Source organism: Streptomyces sp. col6 (genome assembly GCF_008042035.1).
In the GTDB taxonomy this organism is placed as follows: Bacteria; Actinomycetota; Actinomycetes; order Streptomycetales; family Streptomycetaceae; genus Streptomyces.
In genome coordinates, this window is sequence record NZ_RDBL01000013.1 from 462,019 (window position 1) to 482,471 (window position 20,453).

Sequence of the window (20,453 nt, forward strand, 5' to 3'; positions counted from 1 at the left end):
GTGCGGGGCGTCGGGGGCGTCAGGCCTGGAGGGGCGCGGGCCGTCGGGCCGTTCCGGAGCGGTCCGTGCAGGCGCCGTGCCCGTGCCCGCCGGACCGGAGGCCCCGGCCTCGGGCTGTCCGCCCACCGTCCCCGGTGCTACCTCCGCCAGCCGCTCGCGCAGACCGCCGGCCCTGCGCCGCGCGTCCCGGACCGAGAGCGGCAGCGGCTCCCAGCCCGCGAGCCGCCCCAGCGCGACGACCGGCGGGTGCACCGGGGACACCGCCATGACGTCGGCGGGCGGCCCCATCACCGGGGCGGCGCCCGGCGAGGGGAGCAGGACGACCTGGTCCGCGTACTGCACCACGCGCTCCAGCCGGTGTTCCGCCATCAGGACCGTCGTGCCCAGGTCGTGGACGAGCCGCTGGAGGACCGCGAGGACCTCCTCGGCCGCCGCCGGGTCCAGCGCGGACGTCGGCTCGTCGAGCACCAGGACCCGGGGGTGCGGGGTGAGGACCGAGCCGATCGCGACCCGCTGCTGCTGTCCGCCGGACAGGGTGGCGATCGGGCGGTCGCGCAGCCCGGCCAGGCCCAGCAGGTCGAGGGTCTCCTCCACCCGCCGCCGCATCACGTCCGGGGCCAGGCCCAGCGACTCCATGCCGTAGGCCAGCTCGTCCTCGACGGTGTCCGTCACGAAGTGCGCCAGGGGGTCCTGGCCCACCGTGCCGACCAGATCGGCGAGCTCTCGGGGCTTGTGCGTGCGGGTGTCGCGCCCGCCCACGGTGACCCGTCCGGTCAGCGTGCCGCCCGTGAAGTGCGGCACCAGGCCCGAGACGGCACCGAGCAGCGTCGACTTGCCGACCCCGGAGGGGCCGACGAGCAGCACCAGCTCACCTTCCGGGACCGTCAGGTCGACCCCCGACAGGGTGGGGCGCTCCGCGCCCTCGTACCGCACCGAAACATCGTCGAACCGGATCACACCTGCTCCTCGAAGCCTGTGGGGGAGGGCGGGACGGGCGCGACCACCGCGGGCAGTAGGCCGATCAGCACGGCGGCGGCCGGCCACAGCGGCAGCACGGGAGCGGTGAGCGGGACGACGCCGGGGTGCAGCGCGGCGGGGTCGGCGCTCCCGGCCCAGATCATCGCCGCCGCGACCGCCGCGCCGGACCCGGCGACCAGCCAGGCCCGTACGCCCCACCGGTCGGGCCGGTAGCGGGTCCGGACCGAACGCGCCCCGCCCAGCCGGAGCCCCGCCATCGCCGCGGCGAGACCGGCGACGAGCAGCGGCACCCCGTAGCCGGCGCCCTCCGCGGCCAGCAGTCCGTACGTACCGGCGCACACGCCGAGCAGGCCGCCGAGCGTGAGGACGTTGGTGGTGTGCCGGACGGCGGCCGGGACCCGCGCGGTGCGGCCGTAGCCGCGCGCGTCCATGGAGGCGGCCACGGCGACCGACCGTTCGAGGGCGCCCTCCAGGACCGGCAGCCCGATCTGGAGGACGGCCCGCACCCCGCCGGTCGGCCGGCCGCGCAGCCGGCGGGCGGTGCGCAGCCGCAGCACGTCGGCGACCATGTTCGGCGCGAACGTCATCGCGACGACGACGGCGACCCCGGCCTCGTACAGCGCGCCGGGCAGCGACTTCAGCAGCCGGGCCGGGTTGGCGAGGGAGTTCGCCGCGCCGACGCAGATCAGCAGGGTCGCCAGCTTCGCCCCGTCGTACAGCGCGAACAGCATTTGCTCGGCGGTGACCCGGCCGCCGATCCGGACGCCTTTCGCCCAGTCCGGCAGCGGCACCTCGGGCAGCGTGAACAGGGTGTGCGTGCCGGGGATCGGGGAGCCGAGGAAGACGGAGAACAGCAGCCGGACCGCGATCACGAAGAGCCCGATCCGGATGAACATCCCGTACGACCGGGCCCACGGCGCGTCCGTGCGGCGCGCGGCCACCACGTAACCGGCGACGCCGACCAGCAGGCCGAGCAGCAGCGGGTTGGTGGTCCGGGAGGCGGCGGTGGCCAGGCCCAGCGCCCACAGCCACCACGCCCCGGCCGGCAGCGCGTTGGAGCGGGTGGCGGCGGGGGCGCGCCAGGCGGGGAGCCGGTGTGTCGCGGTGTCCGTGCGGCCGGCCGTCGGGCCGGTCATCCGCGGCGGCGGCGGGCCTGCGCGACTGCGGCGATGCCGAGGAGCAGCACGGCGCCGATCCCGACGAGGACCCCGGCGGACGGGCCGCCGCCGTCACCGTCGCCGTCGCCGGAGGAGGCTGCGGACGCCGAGGTGGGGGCCTTGCTGCCGCCGTCGGATCCGCCGTTGCCGGAGCCTGCGGTGTCCGAGCCGCCGTCGCCGTGGCCGGAGACCTGCTCGCCGCAGCCGGAGGCCGGGTAGCCGGAGATCGCGCAGAGCATGGCGCTCGTGTCGTAGCGCAGCGGCTTGGCGACCGCGGCCAGCGCCTCCGCGCTGCTCGCGTCCTCCGGGACCCGGGCGCAGGCGGTCCGTAGCGCGGGCGGGGTCTCCCCGTCCGGCGCGTCGGCCGCGGTGCCCGGGTCGATGACGAGCGCGACGCGCTTGCTGCCGTCCTTCGCCGGGGTGCCCGCGCAGATCTTCCCGAAGTCGGGGGAGCGGCGCGGCTGGGAGGCGTCCTGCGAGTCCGCGCTCACCGCGAACCGGAAGCCCTGCACCGAGCCGTCCTCGGGCCGCACGAGCGACGGCCCCTGGGTGGCGTACGACCAGCCGCTCGCCGAGCCCTCCCAGAACGACCAGTAGCGGTAGCCCGCGGCCTGCGCCGTGCCCGCGCCGAGCACGGCCAGGACGGCGCCGGCGACCAGGAGCGCGACCGCCCGTGCGGTGCGGCTCACAGCTGCTGGTTCTTGCGGCGGCCGCTGATCAGGAAGCCGGCGCCCGCGCCGACCGCGAGCCCGATCCCGACGAACCACCAGACGCCGCCGATGCCGTCGCCGTCGCCGCTGTCCTTCTTCTCCTCCTCCTCGGTGGCGGTCGCCTTCGGCTTCTTCACGGCGGCGGGCTCGGGCCCGGTCGCGTTGAGCCGGGCGACCAGGTCGGTGCCGCCGAAGTCGTGGAGGTCGGTGCCGGTCGCGTGGGCGGCCAGGATCAGCTGGGCGTAGGCGGCGGGGCCGCTCTGCTTCGCCCAGGCCGCGGAGTTCTTCTCCAGCCAGGTCACGGAGGCGGCGGCCTTGTCCTTGTGGCCGGCGGCGGACAGCGCGACGACCGCGTCGGCGGTGTTGCCGAAGTCGGGCTGGGGCTTGCTGTCCTCCGCGCCCGGCATCGGCGCCGCGTCGAGGTGGCCGCTCTTCGCGAGGGCGGTGGTGAGGTAGGAGGCGCCGTTCTGCGCGGCCTGCTCGGGCTCCAGCGGGGAGCCCTTGTGGCAGGCGGGGTCCTTCACGGCCGCGTTGTCCGGGACGACCAGGCCCTTGCCGAGCGCGCCGAGGACACCGGCGGCGGTGGCGTCACCGTTGGCGGCGAGCTTGCCGGCCTTGTCGGGCTGGTAGGCAAAGGCGCCGCCGTCCTTGTCGCCGCAGGGGATGGAGAACGTGAGCAGCGCGGCGTACGGGGTCTTGCCGCCGTGCGTCGTCACGTCGCCCAGCTTCTCGCCGGCCCGTGCGAGGGCGCCGATCACGAGGGAGGTGGAGTTCGCGTCGCTGGGGCTGCCGGCGGTGTAGCCCCAGCCGCCGTCCTCGTTCTGGACGGACTTGAGCCAGCTGACCGCGTTCGCGACGGCGTCCTGGTGCCCGCCGACGGTGCGCAGGGCCTGGACGGCGGCGGCCGTCGCGTTCGTGTCGACCATCGTCTTGTCGGTGCAGGGCGCGGAGGCGTCCGCGCGGTACGCGGGGAACGCGCCGCTGTCGCACTGCTGGCCGGTCAGCCAGTCCACCGCCTTCGCGGCGGGCGTCACACCGGCGGTCTGCTGCGCGAGGAACGCGAGCGACTGCCGCCACACCCCGTCGTACGTCGGGTCGTTCGTCCCGTACAGGCCCGAGGGCAGCGCCGCGGAGGGAGAGGGGGACGGCGCGGCGACGGCGGCCGGGGCGGCGGCCGCGCAGAGCGCGGCGGCGGTGGCGGCGAGCGCGGCGGCGCTGCGGCGTACGGTCATGGCGGGCGGTGCCTCTCCTGGGGGAACCGGACACCGGCACACACAGGCACCAGGCTCCGGCTCCGTATACCTCGACGGTGCCGGCCGCCGGGGGGTCCCGACGGCACGAGCCGGTCACGACGCGGACAGGGCATTCCGACTTCCACCGCGGGGCGGTGGTCACGGCTGCGGGTCAGTGCCGGGTTCGCACCGGCTTCCCCCTGAACGGGCATGATGACGACTGGGGGAGTCTACCGGGCGGCCTGGGGTGCGGTGCGGGTGCGGTGCGCCTGCGGCGGGCCTGTTCCCCACCCGTTCCCCACCCCGCCCCTTCCCGAACCCGGGGCTCGGCCCCGGGGCCCCGCGCCTCAAGCGCCGGCGGGGCTGGGTTTTCGGGGCTCCGCCCCGGACCCCGCGCCTCAAACGCCGGCGAGGCTGAAAATCGGCCTCGCCGGCGTCGGGCCTAGACTCGCCGGCGTGAGCAGTGAAGATGCCGCCCTGGACGCGCTGGCCGTGCTCGGGGACCCCGTGCGGCGCGGGCTGTACCGGTATGTCGGCGGGGCCCACGGCGACGTCACCCGGGACGCGGCGGCGGACGCCGTCGGGGTCTCGCGGGCGACGGCCGCGTTCCACCTGGACAAGCTGGTCGACGCCGGGCTGCTGGAGGTGAGCTTCAAGCGGCTCTCCGGGCGCAGTGGGCCCGGCGCCGGGCGGCCCTCGAAGCTGTACCGGCGGGCGGACGGCGAGCACGCCGTCTCCGTACCGCCCCGGTCGTACGACACCGCGAGCCGGCTGCTCGCCGAGGTCGTCGAACGGGCCGGGCTCGACGCCGAGTTGCAGGCGGCGGCCCGCGCCGCCGGTGCGGCGGCGGACACGGCGGGCGACCCCCTCGACGCGCTGCGCGAGCGCGGTTACGAGCCCTTCCGGGACTGCGGCAAGGTGCGCCTCAACAACTGCCCCTTCCACGCCCTGGCCGAGGAGTTCCCCGCCCTGGTCTGCGGGATGAACCTCGCCGCCATTCAGGGGCTGCTCGCCGGGATGCCCGGCGCCGAGGGCTGGAGCGCGGAGATGGACCCCCTGCCGGAAGGGTGCTGTGTCGCGCTGGAAGGGCCCGAGGAGACCGGCGAAGTCTAAAAAAGAATCCGTTGACTTTAGAAGGTTCGCCCCGCCATGCTGGGCCCGTGAACGACTTCCACCTTGCCCAGGTCAACGTCGGGCGCATCCTCGCCCCGCTCGACAGCCCCCAACTCGCCGACTTCGTCGCCCAGCTCCCCGAGATCAACGCCCTCGCCGACGGGGCCCCCGGCTTCGTCTGGCGCATGGTCGACGACGAGGGGGCCGACGCGACGAACCTGCGCCCCGAGGCGGAGGACGACCTCTTCCTCATCAACTGCTCGGTCTGGGAATCGGCCGACGCGCTGAAGGCGTACGTCTACCGCAGCGACCACCTCAGGGTCCTGGCCCGCCGCCGCGAATGGTTCGAGCGCCTCGCCGACCACCACATGGCCCTGTGGTGGGTCCCGGCGGGCCACCGCCCGAGCGTGAAGGAGGCGATGGAGCGCGTCGCCCTGCTCCGGGAGAAGGGCGAGAGCCCCGACGCCTTCACCTTCCGCTCCCCCCACCCGCCACCCACGGGAGCGGCGGAGGGGTGAACGGACCGGCGCGCCGGGGCCTCTACGACCGGTCCGGCGCGGGCGCCGGGGTGCGCTGCGCGAGCGGGGCCGGCCGGCCCGGTTCCTCGGAGAGGAAGAGGCGGCGCACGACGCGCTCGGCGGCGTGCCCGTCGTCGTACGCGCAGAAGCGCTCCCGGAAGGCGGCGCGCAGGGCGGTGGACTCGGGGCCGTGCCAGCGACCGCTGCGGAAGACGTCGGTGAGCTCGTCCTCGGTGGTCGTGACGGGGCCCGGGGTGTCGCCGGGGAGGCCGGAGAGAAGGTCGAAGGTGACCCCGCGGACCCGCGAGTAGGTCTCCCAGTCGTCGGCGTGCACCACGATGGGGCGGTCGAGGTTGGCGTAGTCGAAGATCACGGAGGAGTAGTCCGAGATCAGCGCGTCCGCCGCCAGGCACAGCGTCTCCACCGAGGGGTGCCGGGACACGTCGATGACGCGGTTGTGTCCGGCGAGTTCGCCCAGGCTCGGGCTCCCGCTGTCGACGGGGTGGGTCCGCACCAGCAGGACGAAGTCGTCGCCCAGCGCATCCGCCAGCCGCGCCGGGTCGAAGGAGGGCGTCCAGTCCTTCTGGTAGTCGCGGTGGGTCGGCGCGTACAGCAGGGCGGTCTTTCCGGGGGCGATGCCCAGCTCCGCGCGGGCCGCGGCGACCTCCTCGGCGGCGGCGGTGTAGTAGCGGTCGTTGCGCGGGTACCCCGTGGCGAGGGACTCGAAGGTGCCGGGGTAGACCCGTTCCCACTGCGCCGTGGAGTGCGGGTTGGACGAGACGCTGAGGTCCCACTGGTCCACCCGCGCGAGCAGGCGGTCGAAGTCCACGCCCCGGGCGGCGGCGGGATGCTCCCTCTGGTCCAGGCCCATGCGCTTGAGCGAGGTGCCGCGATGCGTCTGGAGATACACCTGTCCCGGGCGCTTGACGACGCCGTCCGGGAAGTCGCCGTTGCTCACGAAGTACGTGGCGCGGGCCATCACCTCCCAGTAGCGGCGCGAGCCGCGGACGACGTAATCGATGCCTGCGGGCACCTGGGAGGCGAGTTCCGCGCGCACCAGCCATACCCCCCGCACCGTCGGGGCCAGCTCCCTGGCCTTCTCGTAAATGGCCAGCGGATTGCAGGAGGGCAGCCCTTCCCCGTGCGAGACGTAGACGGCGAGGTCCGGATCCAGGAATCGCCGGCGGTGCACGGTGTACAGGCCCGCGGACGCGCGCCGGCCCGCTCCGCCCGTGATCCTGCGGACCTTCTTCGGCCCCCGCCTGCGGACCCGGACGGCGAGCTCGGTCGCCCGGTAGGTGCTGAACGACCGCTTGGCCAGGGCGCGGATCGAGGCGCCGACCGCCCCGCCCGGCGGCGTGAAGTCCGCCGGGACGTGCTTCGCGTAGAAGTCCGCGGTGAGGGCGAAGAAGTCCTTGCGGTCGGCGACCCGCACCCGGTCCGGGCGCTTGATCACGAACAGCATGTGGTCCATGGCCCGCTCGAACAGCAGGCTCCGGGCCCACGCCAGTTCCGGGCGGCCCTCCAACTCGGCGAACAGCCCCTCGTACTGCGGGAAGATGTCGAAGTGCTTGCGGCCCGGCGTCTTCGTGATCGCGCCGTGGCGGCGCTGGCGGTACTCGACGCCGACCCTGTCCAGGCAGCCGATGCGCTCGGCCGTGACCATCGCGAGGTGGGAGACCGGCGCGTCCTCGTACAGGCCGGGCGCGTACTGGAATCCCTCCTTGAGGAAGAACTCGCGGCGGAACGCCTTGTTCCAGGCCACCAGGAACAGCTCGATGAACTCGGGCCGGTCCTGGATGCGGAAGACCTCCGTACCCGCCCGGTCGATCAGGTCCGCCGTCTGGCTGCGCGGACCCTTGCCGTACCAGTGGGTCCGCACATGGTCGAAGACCAGGATGTCCAGTTCCCCCGCCTCGTCGAGCCGGGTGGCCAGCCCCTGGAGCAGGCCGGGGGTGTATGAGTCGTCGCTGTCGAGGAAGAGGACGTAGTCGCCCCGTGCGCGCTCCACTCCCGCGTTGCGCGCCCGCCCCAGGCCCACGTTCTCGGGCAGGTGCACCGCCCGGACCCGTTCGTCGCGGGCGGCGTATTCATCGATGATCGCCCCGCAGGCGTCCGGCGAGCAGTCGTCGACCGCGATCACCTCGATGTCCCGGAACGACTGCCCCAGTACCGAGTCCAGGCACTCGTGCAGGTATCCCTGAACCTTGAACACAGGGATGACAATGCTGAATCGGGGCATTCAGGAACTCCAGGTGACGTGCGGGAATGCGGGAGGCCGGACAAGGAAGACTCCCGAGCCCGCCCAAGCGTTGTACGAGGTGAGGAAGGCCGCCCCTCACACCCCCACCTACGGTACGGGCTGCCGACAGGCCCTACGGCGCGGCCGGGCCCCCGCCCGCCCCCGACAGCAGGTGCAGCCGCAGGGCGAGCTGGAGCTCCAGCGCCCGGTCCGGTTCGTTCCAGTCGCGGCCCAGCAGCACCTGGATGCGGTCCAGGCGCTGCACCACCGTGTTCACATGGACGTGCAGCTCGTCCTTGGCCCGGATCAGGCTGCCGCCCGCCCCGAAATACGCGCTCAGCGTCCGCACCAGATGCGTGCCGCGCTGGGCGTCGTACTCCAGCAGCGGCCCCAGCGTCGCCGCCACGAACCCGTCGACGTCCTGCGCGTTGCCCAGCACCACGCCCAGGAAGCCCAGCTCCTCCACGCACGCGCCCTCGCCCGCCCGCCCCAGCACCCGCATCGCCCGCAGACAGCGCGCCGCCTCCGCGTGGGCGGCGGCCAGACCGCCGGGGCCCCGGGCCGGACCGGCGGCCGCCACCGTGACCAGGGACTGGGCCAGCTGCCCCAGCTGGGCCGCCGCCGACCGGGCCGCCGCACCCGCACCCGTACCGGCGTGCTCGATCAGCAGCACCACCGTGCCCGCGTGCTCGGCGCTCACGCCCTGGTTCTCGCCGCCGAACAGGAAGCGCATCGCGGCCGGTGCCAGCCGCTCCCGCGCCCCGGTCTCCGCCACCAGCAGCAGATGCGGGCGGTCCAGGTCGATGCCGAGCCGGCGGCCCCGCTCGGCCAGCCCCGCAGGATCGCGGCCGGGGTCCGTCAGCAGGTCCGCGATCAGCTCACCGCGTATCCGGTTCTCCGTCTCGGCCACCGTGCGCCGCAGCAGCAACAGCAGCCCCGTCACCACCGCCGACCGCTCGAACAGCCGCCGGTCGGAGTCGTCCAGCGGACGGGCCCGGTGCAGGACGAGACCGGCCAGCAGCTCCTGGCCGGCGAGCACCGCGCACACCACCCGCCCGTCGCGATGCACGGCCCGCGCGCCCGTACGCGACTCCTCGGCCGCCTCCGCCAGCCAGCCGGCGTCCATGCTGTCGGCGGCGAAGCCCGTACCGTCCGGGCGGACGGCGGCCAGCGGGCGGCCGCCCGGGTCGTGGATGGTCAGCGGCGAGCCGAGCAGCCCGGCGACGGCCGCCGCCACGTCCTTGACGTCCCGGCCGCGCAGCACTAGATCGGTGAGCCGGTCGTGCGACTCCTCGGCCCGCGCCATGGCCGCCGAGTGCGCCCGCACCGAGGCGTTGGCCTCGGCCAGTTCCGCGTTGGCCTCGGCCAGTTCGGCCAGCGCGGACGTGGTGTCGGCGAGGGCGCGGGCCGTGTCGATGGCGATCGCCGCGTGCGCGGCCAGCGAGCAGAGCAGGGCCACCTCGTCCGGGCTGAAGACCCGGGGCGAGCGGTCCGCCGCGAACAGGACGCCGATCACCTTGCCCGTACCGCCCCGGCTCGACCCCAGCAGCAGCGGCACACCCAGGATCGCGACCAGGCCCTCGTCCAGGACGCCGGCGTTGATGTTGCGGGTGTGGCGGAAGCGGTCGTCGGTGCGGTAGTCGGGCGTAGCGTACGGGCTCGCCGTCTGCGCCACCAGACCGCCGAGACCCTCGCCCAGCTCCAGGCGCAGCCGCTGGAAGAGCACCGAGACCGAGCCGTCGGTCACCCGCATGTAGGTGTCCCCGGCCTCCTCGTCCGGCAGGGTCAGATACGCGGTGTCCGTACCCAGCAGCATCCTGGCCCGCCGCACGATCGCCTTCAGCACGTCGTCCAGGTCGCGCGAGGCCGCCAGGTCGCCCGCCGTGTCGAAGAGCGCGGTCAGCTGGGCCTCGCGCCGCCGGTGCTGGCGCAGCGCGCCCCTGATCCGCAGCGCCGTCGCCGTCGCCCGCTCCACCTCGGCCAGCCCGTCGGCGGGCACCCCCTCCGCCCGCGCCTGCGAGGCGACCGCCCCCAGCGCCTCGGCCGGGGCGTCGTCGGCCAGCAGGTCGAACAGACGCCGGAGGTGCGGCGCGGCGGAGGGGAGCGGTTCAGGCATGGCGTTCCAGGGTTCCTCGGGGGTCGGGGCGGCGGTCAGTTCGCGGTCCAGCCGCCGTCCATGGAGAGCGAGGAGCCGGTGATGTGCCCGGTGCGCGGGCCGCACAGCCACAGGACCGCCTCGGCCACGTCCGCCGGTTCGATCAGCCGCTTGACCGCGCTGCGCTCCAGCATCACCCGCCCCACCACCTCCTCCTCGGAGATGCCGTGCGTGCGGGCCTGGTCGGCGATCTGGTTCTCCACCAGCGGGGTACGCACATACCCGGGGCAGACGCAGTTGCTCGTCACCCCGTGCTCCGCCGCTTCGAGCGCGACCACCTTGCTCAGCCCCTCCAGTGCGTGCTTGGCCGTCACATAGGCCGATTTGTACGGGCTCGCGCGCAGCCCGTGCACCGACGAGATGTTGACCACGCGCCCCCAGCCGCGTTCGTACATGCCCGGCAGGGTCCTGCGCAAGACGCGGAACGGGGTCTCCACCATCACGCGCTGGATCAGGGCGAACCGGTCCGGCGGGAACTCGTGCACCGGGGCCACGTGCTGGATGCCCGCGTTGTTGACCACGACGTCCACGTCGGCGGGCAGGGTGTCCACGACCGCCGGCTCGGACAGGTCCACCACCCAGGGCGTCCCGCCGATCTCCTTCGCCAGCCGCTCGGCGGCCTCACCGGCCCGGTCCACGACGTGCACATGGGCGCCCGCGGCGGCGAGCACCTGCGCGCAGGCCCGCCCGATCCCGCTCGCCGCCCCGGTCACCAGCGCGGTGCGCCCGGCCAGGACGGGTTCTGCGGGGGCCTGCGCGGGGCCGCCGGACGCGGCGGCGGGCTGGTGATCCGGTCTGCGGGAAGTCTCCATGGCCGTCACCGTAGGTACGCGAAGGCCCGCGTCACACGGCGCCGGTGCACACACCCGCGTACCGGGGCATGGTGCGGGCGTACATGGTGCGGGGCCCCGGGCGGCCGCCGGGACGCGACCGGCGGGGGCCGCCGCCGCGGGCCCATCGCCGCCGCCCGCCGCGCAAGGGCGTCGGCGCACACAGCGGGGGCCGGGGTGTGGCCACCGGTCCCATGGGCGGGGACCGGCCCCGCTCGTAGGTTCCGGCAGCAACCCGTACCCCCACGGCAGGGAGAAACAACCCGTGCGACCACCGATCCTGAAACGTCTGCTGCGGCGCATCGCGTCCGCCGCCGCCCTCGGACTGCTCGCGGCGACGCTGAGCGCCACCACCGCCGCGCAGCCCGCCGCGGCCGCCGCCGGCCTCCAGCAGGTGACCGGCTTCGGCTCCAACCCCGGCAACCTCCAGATGTACGCGTACACCCCGGCAGGACTCCCCGCGAACGCCCCCCTGGTCGTCGCCCTGCACGGCTGCACGCAGACCGCCGACGCGTACTACACCAACTCCGGCTGGCCGAAGTACGCCGACGAGTGGGGCTTCGCCGTCCTCTTCCCACAGACCACTTCCGCCAACAACGCGCTGTCCTGCTTCGGCTGGTTCGACCCGAACGAGGACACCCGGGGCAAGGGCGAGGCCGCGTCGATCGTGCAGATGGTCGACTACGCGAAGAAGACCTACGGCTCCGACGCGGACCGGGTGTACGTCACCGGGCTCTCGGCGGGCGGCGGGATGACCGCCGACCTGCTCGCCGCCTACCCGGACGTCTTCGCGGGCGGCTCGGTGGCCTCCGGGCTGCCCGCCCAGTGCGCGACGAGCCAGGCCGCTGCCTCGGGCTGCCAGACGGGCCCGCAGAAGCTGACGCCCGCGCAGTGGGGCGACAAGGTCCGCGCCGCGTACCCCGGTTACAGCGGCCCGTGGCCCCGGGTCGCGATCTGGCAGGGCACCTCGGACTACACGGTCTACCCGGCCAACGCCACGGCCCTGCGCGACCAGTGGACCAACGTGTGGGGCATCAGCCAGACCCCGTCCGCCACCGACAGCCTCCCCGGCAGCACCACCCGCACCGTCTACAACGACGCCTCGGGGAAGCCCGCCGTGGAGATGTACTCGGTCTCCGGCATGGGCCACGGACTGCCCGTCGGCCCCGGCTCGGGCGCCCAGCAGTGCGGCTCGACGGCCGCGTACTTCCTGAACACCCTCTGCTCCACGTACTACACGGGCGTCTTCTGGGGCCTGGACGGCGGCACGGATCCCGGCGACCCGGGCGACCCCGGTGATCCGGGCGACCCCGGCGACCCGGGTGACCCCGACCCCGCCCAGTGCTACACCGCCACCAACTACGCCCACGTCACCGCCGGGCGGGCGCACATGTCCGGCGGATACGTCTACGCCAACGGCTCCGGCCAGAACATGGGCCTGTACAACGTCTTCGTCAGCCACACCCTGAAGGAGACACCCGCGGGCTACTTCGTCATCGCCGACAGCGGCTGCACCGCCTGACGCACGGAGAGCGGGGCCCGGCGTGCTGCCGGGCCCCGCTCGTACGTGCCTCAGCCGCGCGCCAGCGCCACCAGCCGGTCCGCGATCTCCCGGCCGCCCCGGTCGCCCGTCAGGACCGTGTAGTGGTTCACGTCCTGCACCGCGACCGCCTCCACCCGGGTCCCGTCCAGTCCGGCGGCGGCCAGCCGGCCCTCGTCGTACAGGCCCTGCTCCTCGTCCATCAGTCCGCGCGCCGCCCACAGCAGCGTCGCGTCGACGGGCAGCTTGCGCACCGCCGACAGCACCTCCTCGTCGAACAGGCCGACCCCGTCGGTGCGGATCGCCTCGATCCGGCACGAGGAACGCAGGGCCGGCTCCTCGCCGGTCAGGTCGCGCTGGATGTACGCGTCCACCTCGTCGGACCAGGCGCCGGCGAACGCCGGATGCGCCTGCCAGAACGCGCGGTAGGCGGCCCGGTCCGGGAAGGTCATCGACAGCCGGTCCATCGCCGGGCCGATCACCGCCGTCATCAGCTCGTCCGGCGTCAGGTGGGTCGGGGCCGGGAAGCCGATGCCGCCGTCCACGAGCAGCAGCGGCCCGAAGCGGCCCGGGTGGCGCACCGCCGCCAGGGCCGCCACGAACGCGCCCATCGAGTGACCCGCGAGGACCACCGGGCCCCGGCCCAGACCGTCGGCCAGCGCGGCGATGTCGTCGGTGTGCCCGGCGATCCCGTACGGGCCGGGCAGCTGCGCACTCCCGGCCCGGCCGCGCAGATCCGGGGCGACCAGCGTGACCCGGCCGGCCAGCAGCCGGGCGACCGCCGCCCAGGACAGGGCGTTGGAGGTGATGCCGTGCAGGGCCACCACCACCGGCGCGTCCGGGTCGGCGGCCGGCCAGCGCAGGGCCGCCAGGGAGCCCCCGCGCACGGGGACTTCGATCTCTTCGTACTCCGCGAGCGGGCTCAACTGACTCCGGTCTCCTTACGGTTCGAGGCTGCCCCCAGGGCCCGTCCCAGCCGGGACGGCAGCCGGGCCAGGCCGCCGGGCAGCAGATGTACCACGGCCACGAACAGCACGCCCAGCAGGAACAGCGGCTGCGAGAGCGGTACGCGCAGCACCGCCGGCAGATCCGCGACCGCGCCCGATCCGGCCAGGTCGCCGAGCCGGTGGTCGGCCCAGGTGTAGAGGATGCCGCCGACCATCGGGCCCCAGCGGGTGCCCGAGCCGCCGAGCACCACCATCACCAGCAGCGACAGCGTGAAGTCGGAGGTGGTGGTCTGCGGGGTCGAACCGCCCGTCAGGAGCAGGTGCACAATGCCGCCGAGGGCCGCGAGCCCGCCCGCGACGACGAAGGCGGTGAGCTTGAACCCGTACGGCTTCAGGCCCAGCACCTCCACCCGGCGCTCGTTCTCCTTGATGCCCTCCCAGACACGGCCGGTGGGGGAGCGGACCGCCCAGTGGACGACGCCCAGGGTCAGGACCAGGTAGGCCAGTGCGATCCAGTACAGGTTGGCGGTGTTGTCGATCCCGACCAGCGAGGACGGCAGCAGGTCGGACGGGGCCGCCCGACCCTCCTCGCCGCCGGTGACGCCGCCGGGGTCCCGGGACACCAGGATCGAGCCGGCCTGGGCGAAGGCGAGGGTCACCATGGAGAAGCCGATGCCGGTGACGCGCAGGCTCACCGACCCCAGGGCCAGCGCGAGCGCGATCCCGAAGAGCAGCCCGAGGACCGTGGCGAGCGCGAACGGCAGGCCCGCCTCAAGCAGGAACAGGTTGGTGGCGTAGCTGCCCGCCGCGAAGTACAGGGCGTGCCCGAACGAGAGCAGCCCGGTCCGCCCGAGCAGCAGGTCGTAGCCGGTGGCCAGGGCGCCGAACAGCAGGCAGGTGGCCAGGAGTTGCAGACTGCCCGCCGAGCCGAGCGGCCCGTCGAGCAGCCCCGGAACCGGCACCGCGCTGAACGGCGCGACCACCAGCACCAGCAGGACGGCGGCGGGCCACCAGCGCAGCAGCCGGGCCCGCCCGGCCGGAGCCGGGACGGTGACCGGGCGGCCGGCGGTGCGGTCGGGTGTGTCGGTGGCGGTGCTCACGCGAGCCTCCCCGTCAGTCCGCGCGGCCGGACGAGCAGCAGCACGGCGAGCAGGACGACGACCGCCAGGTCGCCGAGCCCCGCTGCGGTGTAGTAGTTGGCGAACTGCTGGACCAGGCCGATGACCACGGACGCCACGGCGGCGCCGGTCACCGATCCCATGCCGCCGGTGACCACGACGACGAACGCGAAGATCAGCAGCGAGGTCCCCTGGCGCGGGTCGACCGAGCCGAAGTACAGCCCGCCGAGCGCCCCGCCCAGCGCCGCCGCGCAGCCGCCGATCGCGAAGACCAGCGTGAACGCCCTGCGGACGTCGATGCCGAGCGCGGTGACCATCGCCCGGTCCTCGACGCCCGCCCGGACGACCAGGCCGTGCCGGGTCCGGCCGAGGAACAGCCGCAGCGCCACCAGCACCACGACCGCCGCCCCCACCAGGACCAGCCGGTTGACCGGGACCTGCGCGCCCAGCAGGCCGAAGGTGCCGGACAGCGCCTCGGGCCCGGGGAAGGTGTGGGCGTCCGAGCCCCAGATGCCGGAGAGCAGTGCCGGCACCGCGAGCCCCACCCCGACCGTGGCGAGCACCTGTTCGCGCGGCCGGGTGTAGAGCGGGCGGACGACCGCGAGTTCGAGGAGCACGGCGGCCGCGGTGCCCACCGCCGTACCGAACAGGACCGCGAGCACGAAGCCGGCGCCGCCGGGGCCCGCGCCGGGCAGATTCCCGGACGCGGCCCACCAGGTGCCGTACGCGCCGATGGACAGCAGCGCCCCGTGCGCGAAGTTGAGCACGTCCATCAGGCCGAAGATCAGCGAGAGTCCGGACGCGACGAGGAAGTAGAGGGCCCCCAGACCGAGACCGGTCATGGTGAGCAGGACGAGGGTGGACATCAGGAATCCGCCTTCACGGAAGGGTGTGCGGGGAGCGGGCCGTGGCCCACACCGAGCAGCGTGCGGGCTGCCTCCGCGTCGCCCAGCAGCTCGGCGGCCGGGCCCCGGTGGGCGGTGCGGCCGTCGGCGAGGACCACGCAGTGCCCGGCCAGCCGGCGCACCACGGCGAGGTTCTGCTCCACGAGCAGCACCGGCACCGCCTCGGCGGCCCGCTCCAGCACCTGGGCCACCTCGGTGACGACCTTGGGCGCCAGGCCCTTGGTGGGCTCGTCCGCGATGATCAGCCGGTTGGCGTTGAGCAGGGTGCGCCCGATGGCGACCATCTGCTGCTGGCCGCCGGACAGCGTCCCGGCCAACTGCCGTGCCCGCTGCTTGAGTTCGGGGAACAGCTCGTGGACCAGGGCGTACGCCGGCTCGCCCGCGCCGCGCCGCTCGGCCAGCCGCAGGTTCTCCGCGACGGTCAGCCCGGCGAAGATCCCCCGGTCCTCGGGGGCGTAGCCGATACCGCGCCGGACCAGGGCGTGCGTGGGCAGGCCCACGGTCTCCTCGCCGTCGAGCCGTACGCTGCCGGCGCGCGGGACGAGCCCGAGGATGCCCCGGACCGTGGTGGTCTTCCCGGCGCCGTTGCGGCCGAGGAGCGCGGTCACGCCGTGTGCGCTGACGTCCAGGTCGACGCCGTGCAGGATGTGCCGGCCGCCGATCAGGACCCGCAGGTCCCGTACGTCCAGGAGGGGTTGCCCGGTCACAGTCCCTCCCCGAGGTAGGCCTGCTGCACGACCGGGTCGGCGGTGACCGCCTCCGGTGTGTCCAGGGCGAGCAGCCGGCCGTGGTGCATCACGGCGAGCCGGTCCGCGAGGCCCAGCAGGACGTCCATGTGGTGTTCGACCATGAGGACCGTGCGCCCCTCCTCCCGGTGCAGGGTGCGGATGAGTTCGGTCAGCGCGGGGACCTCCTCGGCGCTCACCCCGGCCATCGGCTCGTCGAGGAGCATCAGCCGGGGCTCGCCCACCAGCAGCACGGCGAGCTCCAGCTTCCGCTTCTCGCCGTGCGACAGTTCGCCCGCGGTGGCCCCGGCCCGGTGGCCGAGACCGGTGCGCTCCAGGACGCCGGCCACCTCGGCGGTGTACGGGTCGGCGCGCCGCCACAGCCGGTACGAGCCGCCCCGGGCGGCCTGCGCGGCGAGCCTCACGTGGTCGGCGACGGTCATCGCGGGCCAGAGGCTGGAGGTCTGGAAGGTGCGGCCGATCCCGCGCCGGGCCCGCACGTGCGCGGGCCGGTCCGTCATCTCGGCGCCGTCCAGCTCGATCCGCCCGGCGGTCGGCAGGCTGAGCCCGCTGATCAGGTTGAACAGGGAGGTCTTGCCCGCCCCGTTGGGCCCGATGAAGGCGAGGAACTCGCCCTCGCGGACGTTCAGCGAGACGTCCTGGACGATGGTGGCGCCGCCGACGCTCCAGCCGATTCCCTCCAGCCGGAGCACGGGCGTCTCCCGGTCCGCCGGGCTCTCCTGCCCGAGGGTGTGGGGTGCGGTCACGGTTCAGCCCGCCGCGGGCTTCACGGGCGGCGCCACGGCGTCCATCCGCTCGGTGTCCAGCAGCTTCGGCTCGGCCGTCTTGCCCTTGCCCTCCAGCTTGGCCACGAACATCGGCTGGAGCAGCGCGTGGTCCTCGCCGCGCACCCGTGTCCGTCCCTTGACCCCGTCGAAGCTCCAGCCCTCCAGGGCCTTCACCATCGCCGCGGTGTCGTCAGCGCCGCCCTTCTCGATGGCGTGCACGATCATCTGGGCGGCCGTGAAGCCGTCCGGTGTGAACAGGTCGGGCTTGCCGCCGTCCTTCTTCACCGCGTCCAGCATCGCCTTCTCCACGGCGTTGTTCCCGCCCGCGCCCGGGAAGTAGTGCGCCAGGAACGACACCTTGGACCCGGCGGCGCCGAAGACCGGGTACGAGGCGGTGCCGGCCAGGCCGGTGACCACCTTGCTCGCGCCGAGCACGCCCTGCTGGTCCAGCGCGGTCCACAGCGCCGGTGCGGTCGAGCCGGCCCAGGCCACGAAGACCAGGTCGGGCCCGCCCGCCTTGACCTGCCGGGCGAACGGCGTCAGGTCCGTCGCGCTGGGCGGCGCCAGCACCGAGCCGACCTTCGCGCCCTTCCCGCCGAGCACCGCCTTGACAGCAGCCACGTTGGCCTGGCCGAAGGTGGAGTCCTGGGCGAGGACCGTGACCTTCTTGCCCTTGGCGTCGCCGAGCATGGTGCCCGCCGTGAGGATGTCCTGGTAGGACTGGCGGCCGGAGCGGAAGGTGTAGTCGTTGATGCCGGTCACCGCATCGGTGGCGGCGGGTCCGCTGACGTAGAGCACCTTGTTCTGAGCGGCGAGCGGGGCCATCTGGAGGGCGACGCCGGAGTCCGTGGTGCCGGCCAGCACCTTGTAGCCCTTGCCGATGAGGTTCTTCGCGGCGGAGACGGCCTTGCCGGGGTCGCCCGCGTCGTCCTGCTCGGTGACCTCGATGCGGTGGCCCGCGACCTTGCGCGTCCCCTGGGTGGCGTAGTCGAGGCCGGCCATGAATCCGTCGCGGTACTGCTTGCCGTAGTCCGCGAGGAGCCCGGTCCTGGAGTACACCAGGCCGACCTTGACGGCCGCGTCGTCGGCGGACTTCCCCGAGCCGGAGTCGCCCGCCTTCCCGGCGGCGGTGCAGCCCGTCAGCAGCAGACCGGCTGCGGCCAGGACGGCGACGGTACGGATGTCACTGAGGGATCTGCGGGCTCTGCGGGCGATGCGGGTGCGGGGCATGGTGACCGGCTCCTCGGCGTGTTCCTGTGATGTCGCCGAACCGTATGAACACCGCGCCGCCGTCGATATGGTGCAGGGCACCCCACCTCGCCCCCGCGGCGTGTGGGCACCGCACATGGCAGGTGCCCGCGGCCGTCAGGGGGCCGGATCCGGGGCCGCCGGGCCGATCAGCCGGCACGCCGTCTCGATGTCCGCGCGCACCTGCGCGACCGTGGCCCGGCCGGAGAGCCAGCAGATCAGCGCCGAGTGCCAGGTGTGCTCGATCACCCGCACGGCGGAGAGCTGCCCCGGCGTCGGGTGGCCAGTGCCGATCGCGTCCAGGATGATCGCCGTCGTGAGCCGCGAGACGGCGTCGACCTCGGCGCTCGCGCCGCGGTCCGCGAACGTCAGGGCGCGCACCATCGCGTCCGCCAGCTGCGGTTCGCGCCGCATCGCCCGCAAGGCCCGCATCAGGGTCTCGGTGACCCGGGCCGCCGCGTCGTCCCCGGCCGGTGGGCGTTTGCGCAGCGCCGTGTGCAGGTGCTGGAGCCGGTCCCGCATGGTGGCGACGAGGAGGTGGACCTTGGACGGGAAGTACCGGTACAGGGTGCCGAGGGCGACCTCGGCGGCCTCCGCGACCTCGCGCATCTGGACGGCCTCGAAACCGCCCCGGCCGGCGAGCTCGGCGGTGGCCCGCAGGATGCGGAGGCGGCGGGCCTCCTGGCGTTCCGTCAGGGGCGGCGATGCCGGTCGGGCTTCCGCTGTCATGTGTCCCGTCCCGGGGCCGGGGTGCGTGCCGTGGCGTGAATCACCTGATCCGGCCGTTGCACCGACGCTACCTGCCGGTAGATTCGTAGCTCATTGAACCATCCGGTCTGAAACTTGTTCTAGATTAGCGCCAGCGGTTACGCTCCGGCGAACACGCAGTGAGAAGGGGGCCGAGTGTGACCGCTGAGGCCGTTGAGTCGGGCCCCCGTACGGGCGTCGCCACGTCGGGCACGGTCCCCGGTGACGGCCCCCTGCGCATCGCGCTCCTCACGTACAAGGGCAACCCCTTCTGCGGCGGACAGGGCGTCTACGTACGACACCTCGCGCGGGAACTCGCCCGGCTCGGCCACAGTGTCGAGGTCATCGGCGCCCAGCCCTACCCGGTGCTCGACGAGGGCGTCCCGCTCACCGAGCTGCCCAGCCTGGACCTCTACCGGCAGCCCGACCCGTTCCGCACCCCCGGGCGCGGCGAGTACCGGGACTGGATCGACGCCGCCGAGGTCGCCACCATGTGGACCGGCGGCTTCCCCGAACCGCTCACCTTCAGCCTGCGAGCCCGGCGCCATCTCGCGGCCCGGCGCGGCGAGTTCGACGTCATCCACGACAACCAGACGCTCGGCTACGGGCTCCTCGGCGACCTCGGCGCCCCCCTCGTGACGACGATCCACCACCCCATCACCGTCGACCGGCAGCTCGACCTGGACGCCGCTGCGAGCCGGCGCCGCCGCGCCTCCGTGCGCCGCTGGTACGCGTTCACCCGCATGCAGAAGCGGGTCGCGCGCCGGCTGCCGTCCGTGCTCACCGTCTCCGGCTCCTCCAAGCAGGAGATCGTCGACCACCTCGGCGTCGACCCGCGCCGCGTCGAGGTCGTCCACATCGGCGCCGACACCGACCTGTGGTCGCCCGACCCCTCGGTCGCCGAGGTTCCCGGCCGCATCGTCACCACGTCCAGCGCCGACGTCCCGCTCAAGGGCCTCGTCCACCTCGTCGAAGCCCTCGCCAAGCTCCGTACCGGCAACCCCGCCGCCCACCTCGTCGTCGTCGGCAAGCGCGCCGAGGACGGGCCGGTCGCCCGCGCCATCGAGCGGCATGGGCTCGCGGACGCCGTCGAGTTCGTCAAGGGCATCAGCGACACCGAGCTGGTCGACCTGGTGCGCGGCGCGCAGATCGCCTGCGTCCCCTCGCTGTACGAGGGCTTCTCGCTGCCCGCCGCCGAGGCCATGGCCACCGGCACCCCGCTCGTCGCGACCACCGGCGGCGCCATCCCGGAGGTCGCCGGCCCCGACGGCGAGACCTGCCTCGCGGTGCCGCCCGGCGATCCGGGGGCCCTCGCCGACGCACTCGGCAGGCTGCTCGGCGACGCGGAGCTGCGCGCCCGGCTCGGGACCGCCGGCCGTGAGCGGGTGCTCGCCCGGTTCACCTGGAAGCAGGCCGCGATCGGCACCGCCGGCCTCTACCGGCAGGCCATCGCCGCCCGCGCCGCCACCGGCCCCGGCGGCCGGCGGTGCCGATCGCGGC

General features: G+C 74.3%; 18 protein-coding genes and 1 riboswitch. Of the genes, 4 read left to right on the plus strand and 14 right to left on the minus strand.

Features of this window, described 5'->3' with window-relative positions:
- From EAO73_RS36615 to EAO73_RS18715, 4 genes are all read right to left on the minus strand, one after another.
- A partial coding sequence (locus tag EAO73_RS36615) for an ABC transporter ATP-binding protein (protein WP_224756364.1) occupies positions 1-957 on the minus strand: 957 nt, incomplete at its 3' end.
- Complete coding sequence (locus EAO73_RS18705) at positions 954-2,114, minus strand: energy-coupling factor transporter transmembrane protein EcfT (protein ID WP_147972675.1); 1,161 nt, start codon at positions 2,112-2,114, stop codon at positions 954-956. The genes EAO73_RS36615 and EAO73_RS18705, both read right to left, overlap by 4 nt.
- Positions 2,111-2,824 carry an SCO2322 family protein gene (locus EAO73_RS18710; RefSeq protein WP_147972676.1) on the minus strand — a complete coding sequence of 238 codons (714 nt, stop codon included), beginning with the start codon at positions 2,822-2,824 and terminating at the stop codon, positions 2,111-2,113. The genes EAO73_RS18705 and EAO73_RS18710 overlap by 4 nt, the downstream gene beginning before the upstream one ends.
- Entirely contained in the window at positions 2,821-4,077 is a 1,257-nt protein-coding gene (locus EAO73_RS18715; RefSeq protein WP_147972677.1) for a prenyltransferase/squalene oxidase repeat-containing protein, read from the minus strand. Before EAO73_RS18715 ends, EAO73_RS18710 begins: the two co-directional genes overlap by 4 nt.
- Before the next feature lie 128 nt (positions 4,078-4,205).
- Positions 4,206-4,279: riboswitch (cobalamin riboswitch) on the minus strand.
- Positions 4,280-4,533: 254 nt separating this feature from the next.
- On the opposite strand from EAO73_RS18715, the gene EAO73_RS18720 reads away from it, so the two are divergent.
- The gene (locus EAO73_RS18720) at positions 4,534-5,190 is read left to right on the plus strand and encodes a helix-turn-helix transcriptional regulator (protein ID WP_147972678.1); all 657 of its coding nucleotides are present in this window, start codon (positions 4,534-4,536) and stop codon (positions 5,188-5,190) included.
- 47 nt (positions 5,191-5,237) lie between these two features.
- On the plus strand, positions 5,238-5,708 hold the full coding sequence (locus tag EAO73_RS18725; protein ID WP_147972679.1) for a DUF3291 domain-containing protein: 471 nt from the start codon (positions 5,238-5,240) through the stop codon (positions 5,706-5,708).
- 22 nt (positions 5,709-5,730) lie between these two features.
- On the opposite strand, the gene EAO73_RS18730 is transcribed toward EAO73_RS18725, so the two are convergent.
- From EAO73_RS18730 to EAO73_RS18740, 3 genes are all read right to left on the minus strand, one after another.
- Positions 5,731-7,950 (minus strand): bifunctional glycosyltransferase family 2 protein/CDP-glycerol:glycerophosphate glycerophosphotransferase, encoded by a 2,220-nt coding sequence (locus tag EAO73_RS18730; RefSeq protein WP_147972680.1) that lies wholly within the window; start codon positions 7,948-7,950, stop codon positions 5,731-5,733.
- A 133-nt stretch (positions 7,951-8,083) separates the two neighbouring features.
- On the minus strand, positions 8,084-10,066 hold the full coding sequence (locus tag EAO73_RS18735) for a helix-turn-helix domain-containing protein (protein WP_147972681.1): 1,983 nt from the start codon (positions 10,064-10,066) through the stop codon (positions 8,084-8,086).
- 35 nt (positions 10,067-10,101) lie between these two features.
- The gene (locus EAO73_RS18740; RefSeq protein ID WP_147972682.1) at positions 10,102-10,917 is read right to left on the minus strand and encodes a 3-hydroxybutyrate dehydrogenase; all 816 of its coding nucleotides are present in this window, start codon (positions 10,915-10,917) and stop codon (positions 10,102-10,104) included.
- Positions 10,918-11,200: 283 nt separating this feature from the next.
- Between EAO73_RS18740 and EAO73_RS18745 the strand changes: the two genes are divergently transcribed.
- Complete coding sequence (locus EAO73_RS18745; RefSeq protein ID WP_147972683.1) at positions 11,201-12,457, plus strand: alpha/beta hydrolase family esterase; 1,257 nt, start codon at positions 11,201-11,203, stop codon at positions 12,455-12,457.
- A 50-nt stretch (positions 12,458-12,507) separates the two neighbouring features.
- Here the strand turns inward: EAO73_RS18745 and EAO73_RS18750 are convergent, their stop codons facing one another.
- From EAO73_RS18750 to EAO73_RS18780, 7 genes are all read right to left on the minus strand, one after another.
- Positions 12,508-13,401: an alpha/beta fold hydrolase gene (locus EAO73_RS18750; protein ID WP_147972684.1), complete on the minus strand. Its 894-nt coding sequence runs from the start codon at positions 13,399-13,401 to the stop codon at positions 12,508-12,510.
- Positions 13,398-14,522 carry a branched-chain amino acid ABC transporter permease gene (locus tag EAO73_RS18755; RefSeq protein ID WP_147972685.1) on the minus strand — a complete coding sequence of 375 codons (1,125 nt, stop codon included), beginning with the start codon at positions 14,520-14,522 and terminating at the stop codon, positions 13,398-13,400. The genes EAO73_RS18750 and EAO73_RS18755 overlap by 4 nt, the downstream gene beginning before the upstream one ends.
- Entirely contained in the window at positions 14,519-15,406 is an 888-nt protein-coding gene (locus tag EAO73_RS18760) for a branched-chain amino acid ABC transporter permease (RefSeq protein ID WP_147972686.1), read from the minus strand. Before EAO73_RS18760 ends, EAO73_RS18755 begins: the two co-directional genes overlap by 4 nt.
- Entirely contained in the window at positions 15,406-16,152 is a 747-nt protein-coding gene (locus EAO73_RS18765; protein WP_147972687.1) for an ABC transporter ATP-binding protein, read from the minus strand. Before EAO73_RS18765 ends, EAO73_RS18760 begins: the two co-directional genes overlap by 1 nt.
- Positions 16,149-16,937, minus strand: a complete 789-nt coding sequence (locus tag EAO73_RS18770; RefSeq protein WP_147972688.1) for an ABC transporter ATP-binding protein — start codon at positions 16,935-16,937, stop codon at positions 16,149-16,151. Before EAO73_RS18770 ends, EAO73_RS18765 begins: the two co-directional genes overlap by 4 nt.
- A 3-nt stretch (positions 16,938-16,940) precedes the next feature.
- The gene (locus EAO73_RS18775) at positions 16,941-18,188 is read right to left on the minus strand and encodes a substrate-binding domain-containing protein (protein ID WP_147972689.1); all 1,248 of its coding nucleotides are present in this window, start codon (positions 18,186-18,188) and stop codon (positions 16,941-16,943) included.
- Positions 18,189-18,323: 135 nt separating this feature from the next.
- A complete protein-coding gene (locus EAO73_RS18780; protein ID WP_147972690.1) occupies positions 18,324-18,935 on the minus strand; it encodes a TetR family transcriptional regulator in 612 nt (203 codons plus the stop codon).
- A 176-nt stretch (positions 18,936-19,111) separates the two neighbouring features.
- Here EAO73_RS18780 and EAO73_RS18785 point away from each other — a divergent pair.
- Positions 19,112-20,453: glycosyltransferase family 4 protein (locus EAO73_RS18785; RefSeq protein WP_147973523.1), on the plus strand; the 1,342-nt coding region annotated here is incomplete at its 3' end.

Excerpts from the sequence above, each read along its gene's own strand:
- EAO73_RS18705 (WP_147972675.1), bottom strand. The coding sequence starts at position 2,114 with ATGACCGGCCCGACGGCCGGCCGCACGGACACCGCGACACACCGGCTC.
- EAO73_RS18715 (WP_147972677.1), bottom strand. The coding sequence starts at position 4,077 with ATGACCGTACGCCGCAGCGCCGCCGCGCTCGCCGCCACCGCCGCCGCG.
- EAO73_RS18730 (WP_147972680.1), bottom strand. The coding sequence starts at position 7,950 with ATGCCCCGATTCAGCATTGTCATCCCTGTGTTCAAGGTTCAGGGATAC.
- EAO73_RS18735 (WP_147972681.1), bottom strand. The coding sequence starts at position 10,066 with ATGCCTGAACCGCTCCCCTCCGCCGCGCCGCACCTCCGGCGTCTGTTC.
- EAO73_RS18740 (WP_147972682.1), bottom strand. The coding sequence starts at position 10,917 with ATGGAGACTTCCCGCAGACCGGATCACCAGCCCGCCGCCGCGTCCGGC.
- EAO73_RS18760 (WP_147972686.1), bottom strand. The coding sequence starts at position 15,406 with ATGTCCACCCTCGTCCTGCTCACCATGACCGGTCTCGGTCTGGGGGCC.
- EAO73_RS18775 (WP_147972689.1), bottom strand. The coding sequence starts at position 18,188 with ATGCCCCGCACCCGCATCGCCCGCAGAGCCCGCAGATCCCTCAGTGAC.
- EAO73_RS18780 (WP_147972690.1), bottom strand. The coding sequence starts at position 18,935 with ATGACAGCGGAAGCCCGACCGGCATCGCCGCCCCTGACGGAACGCCAG.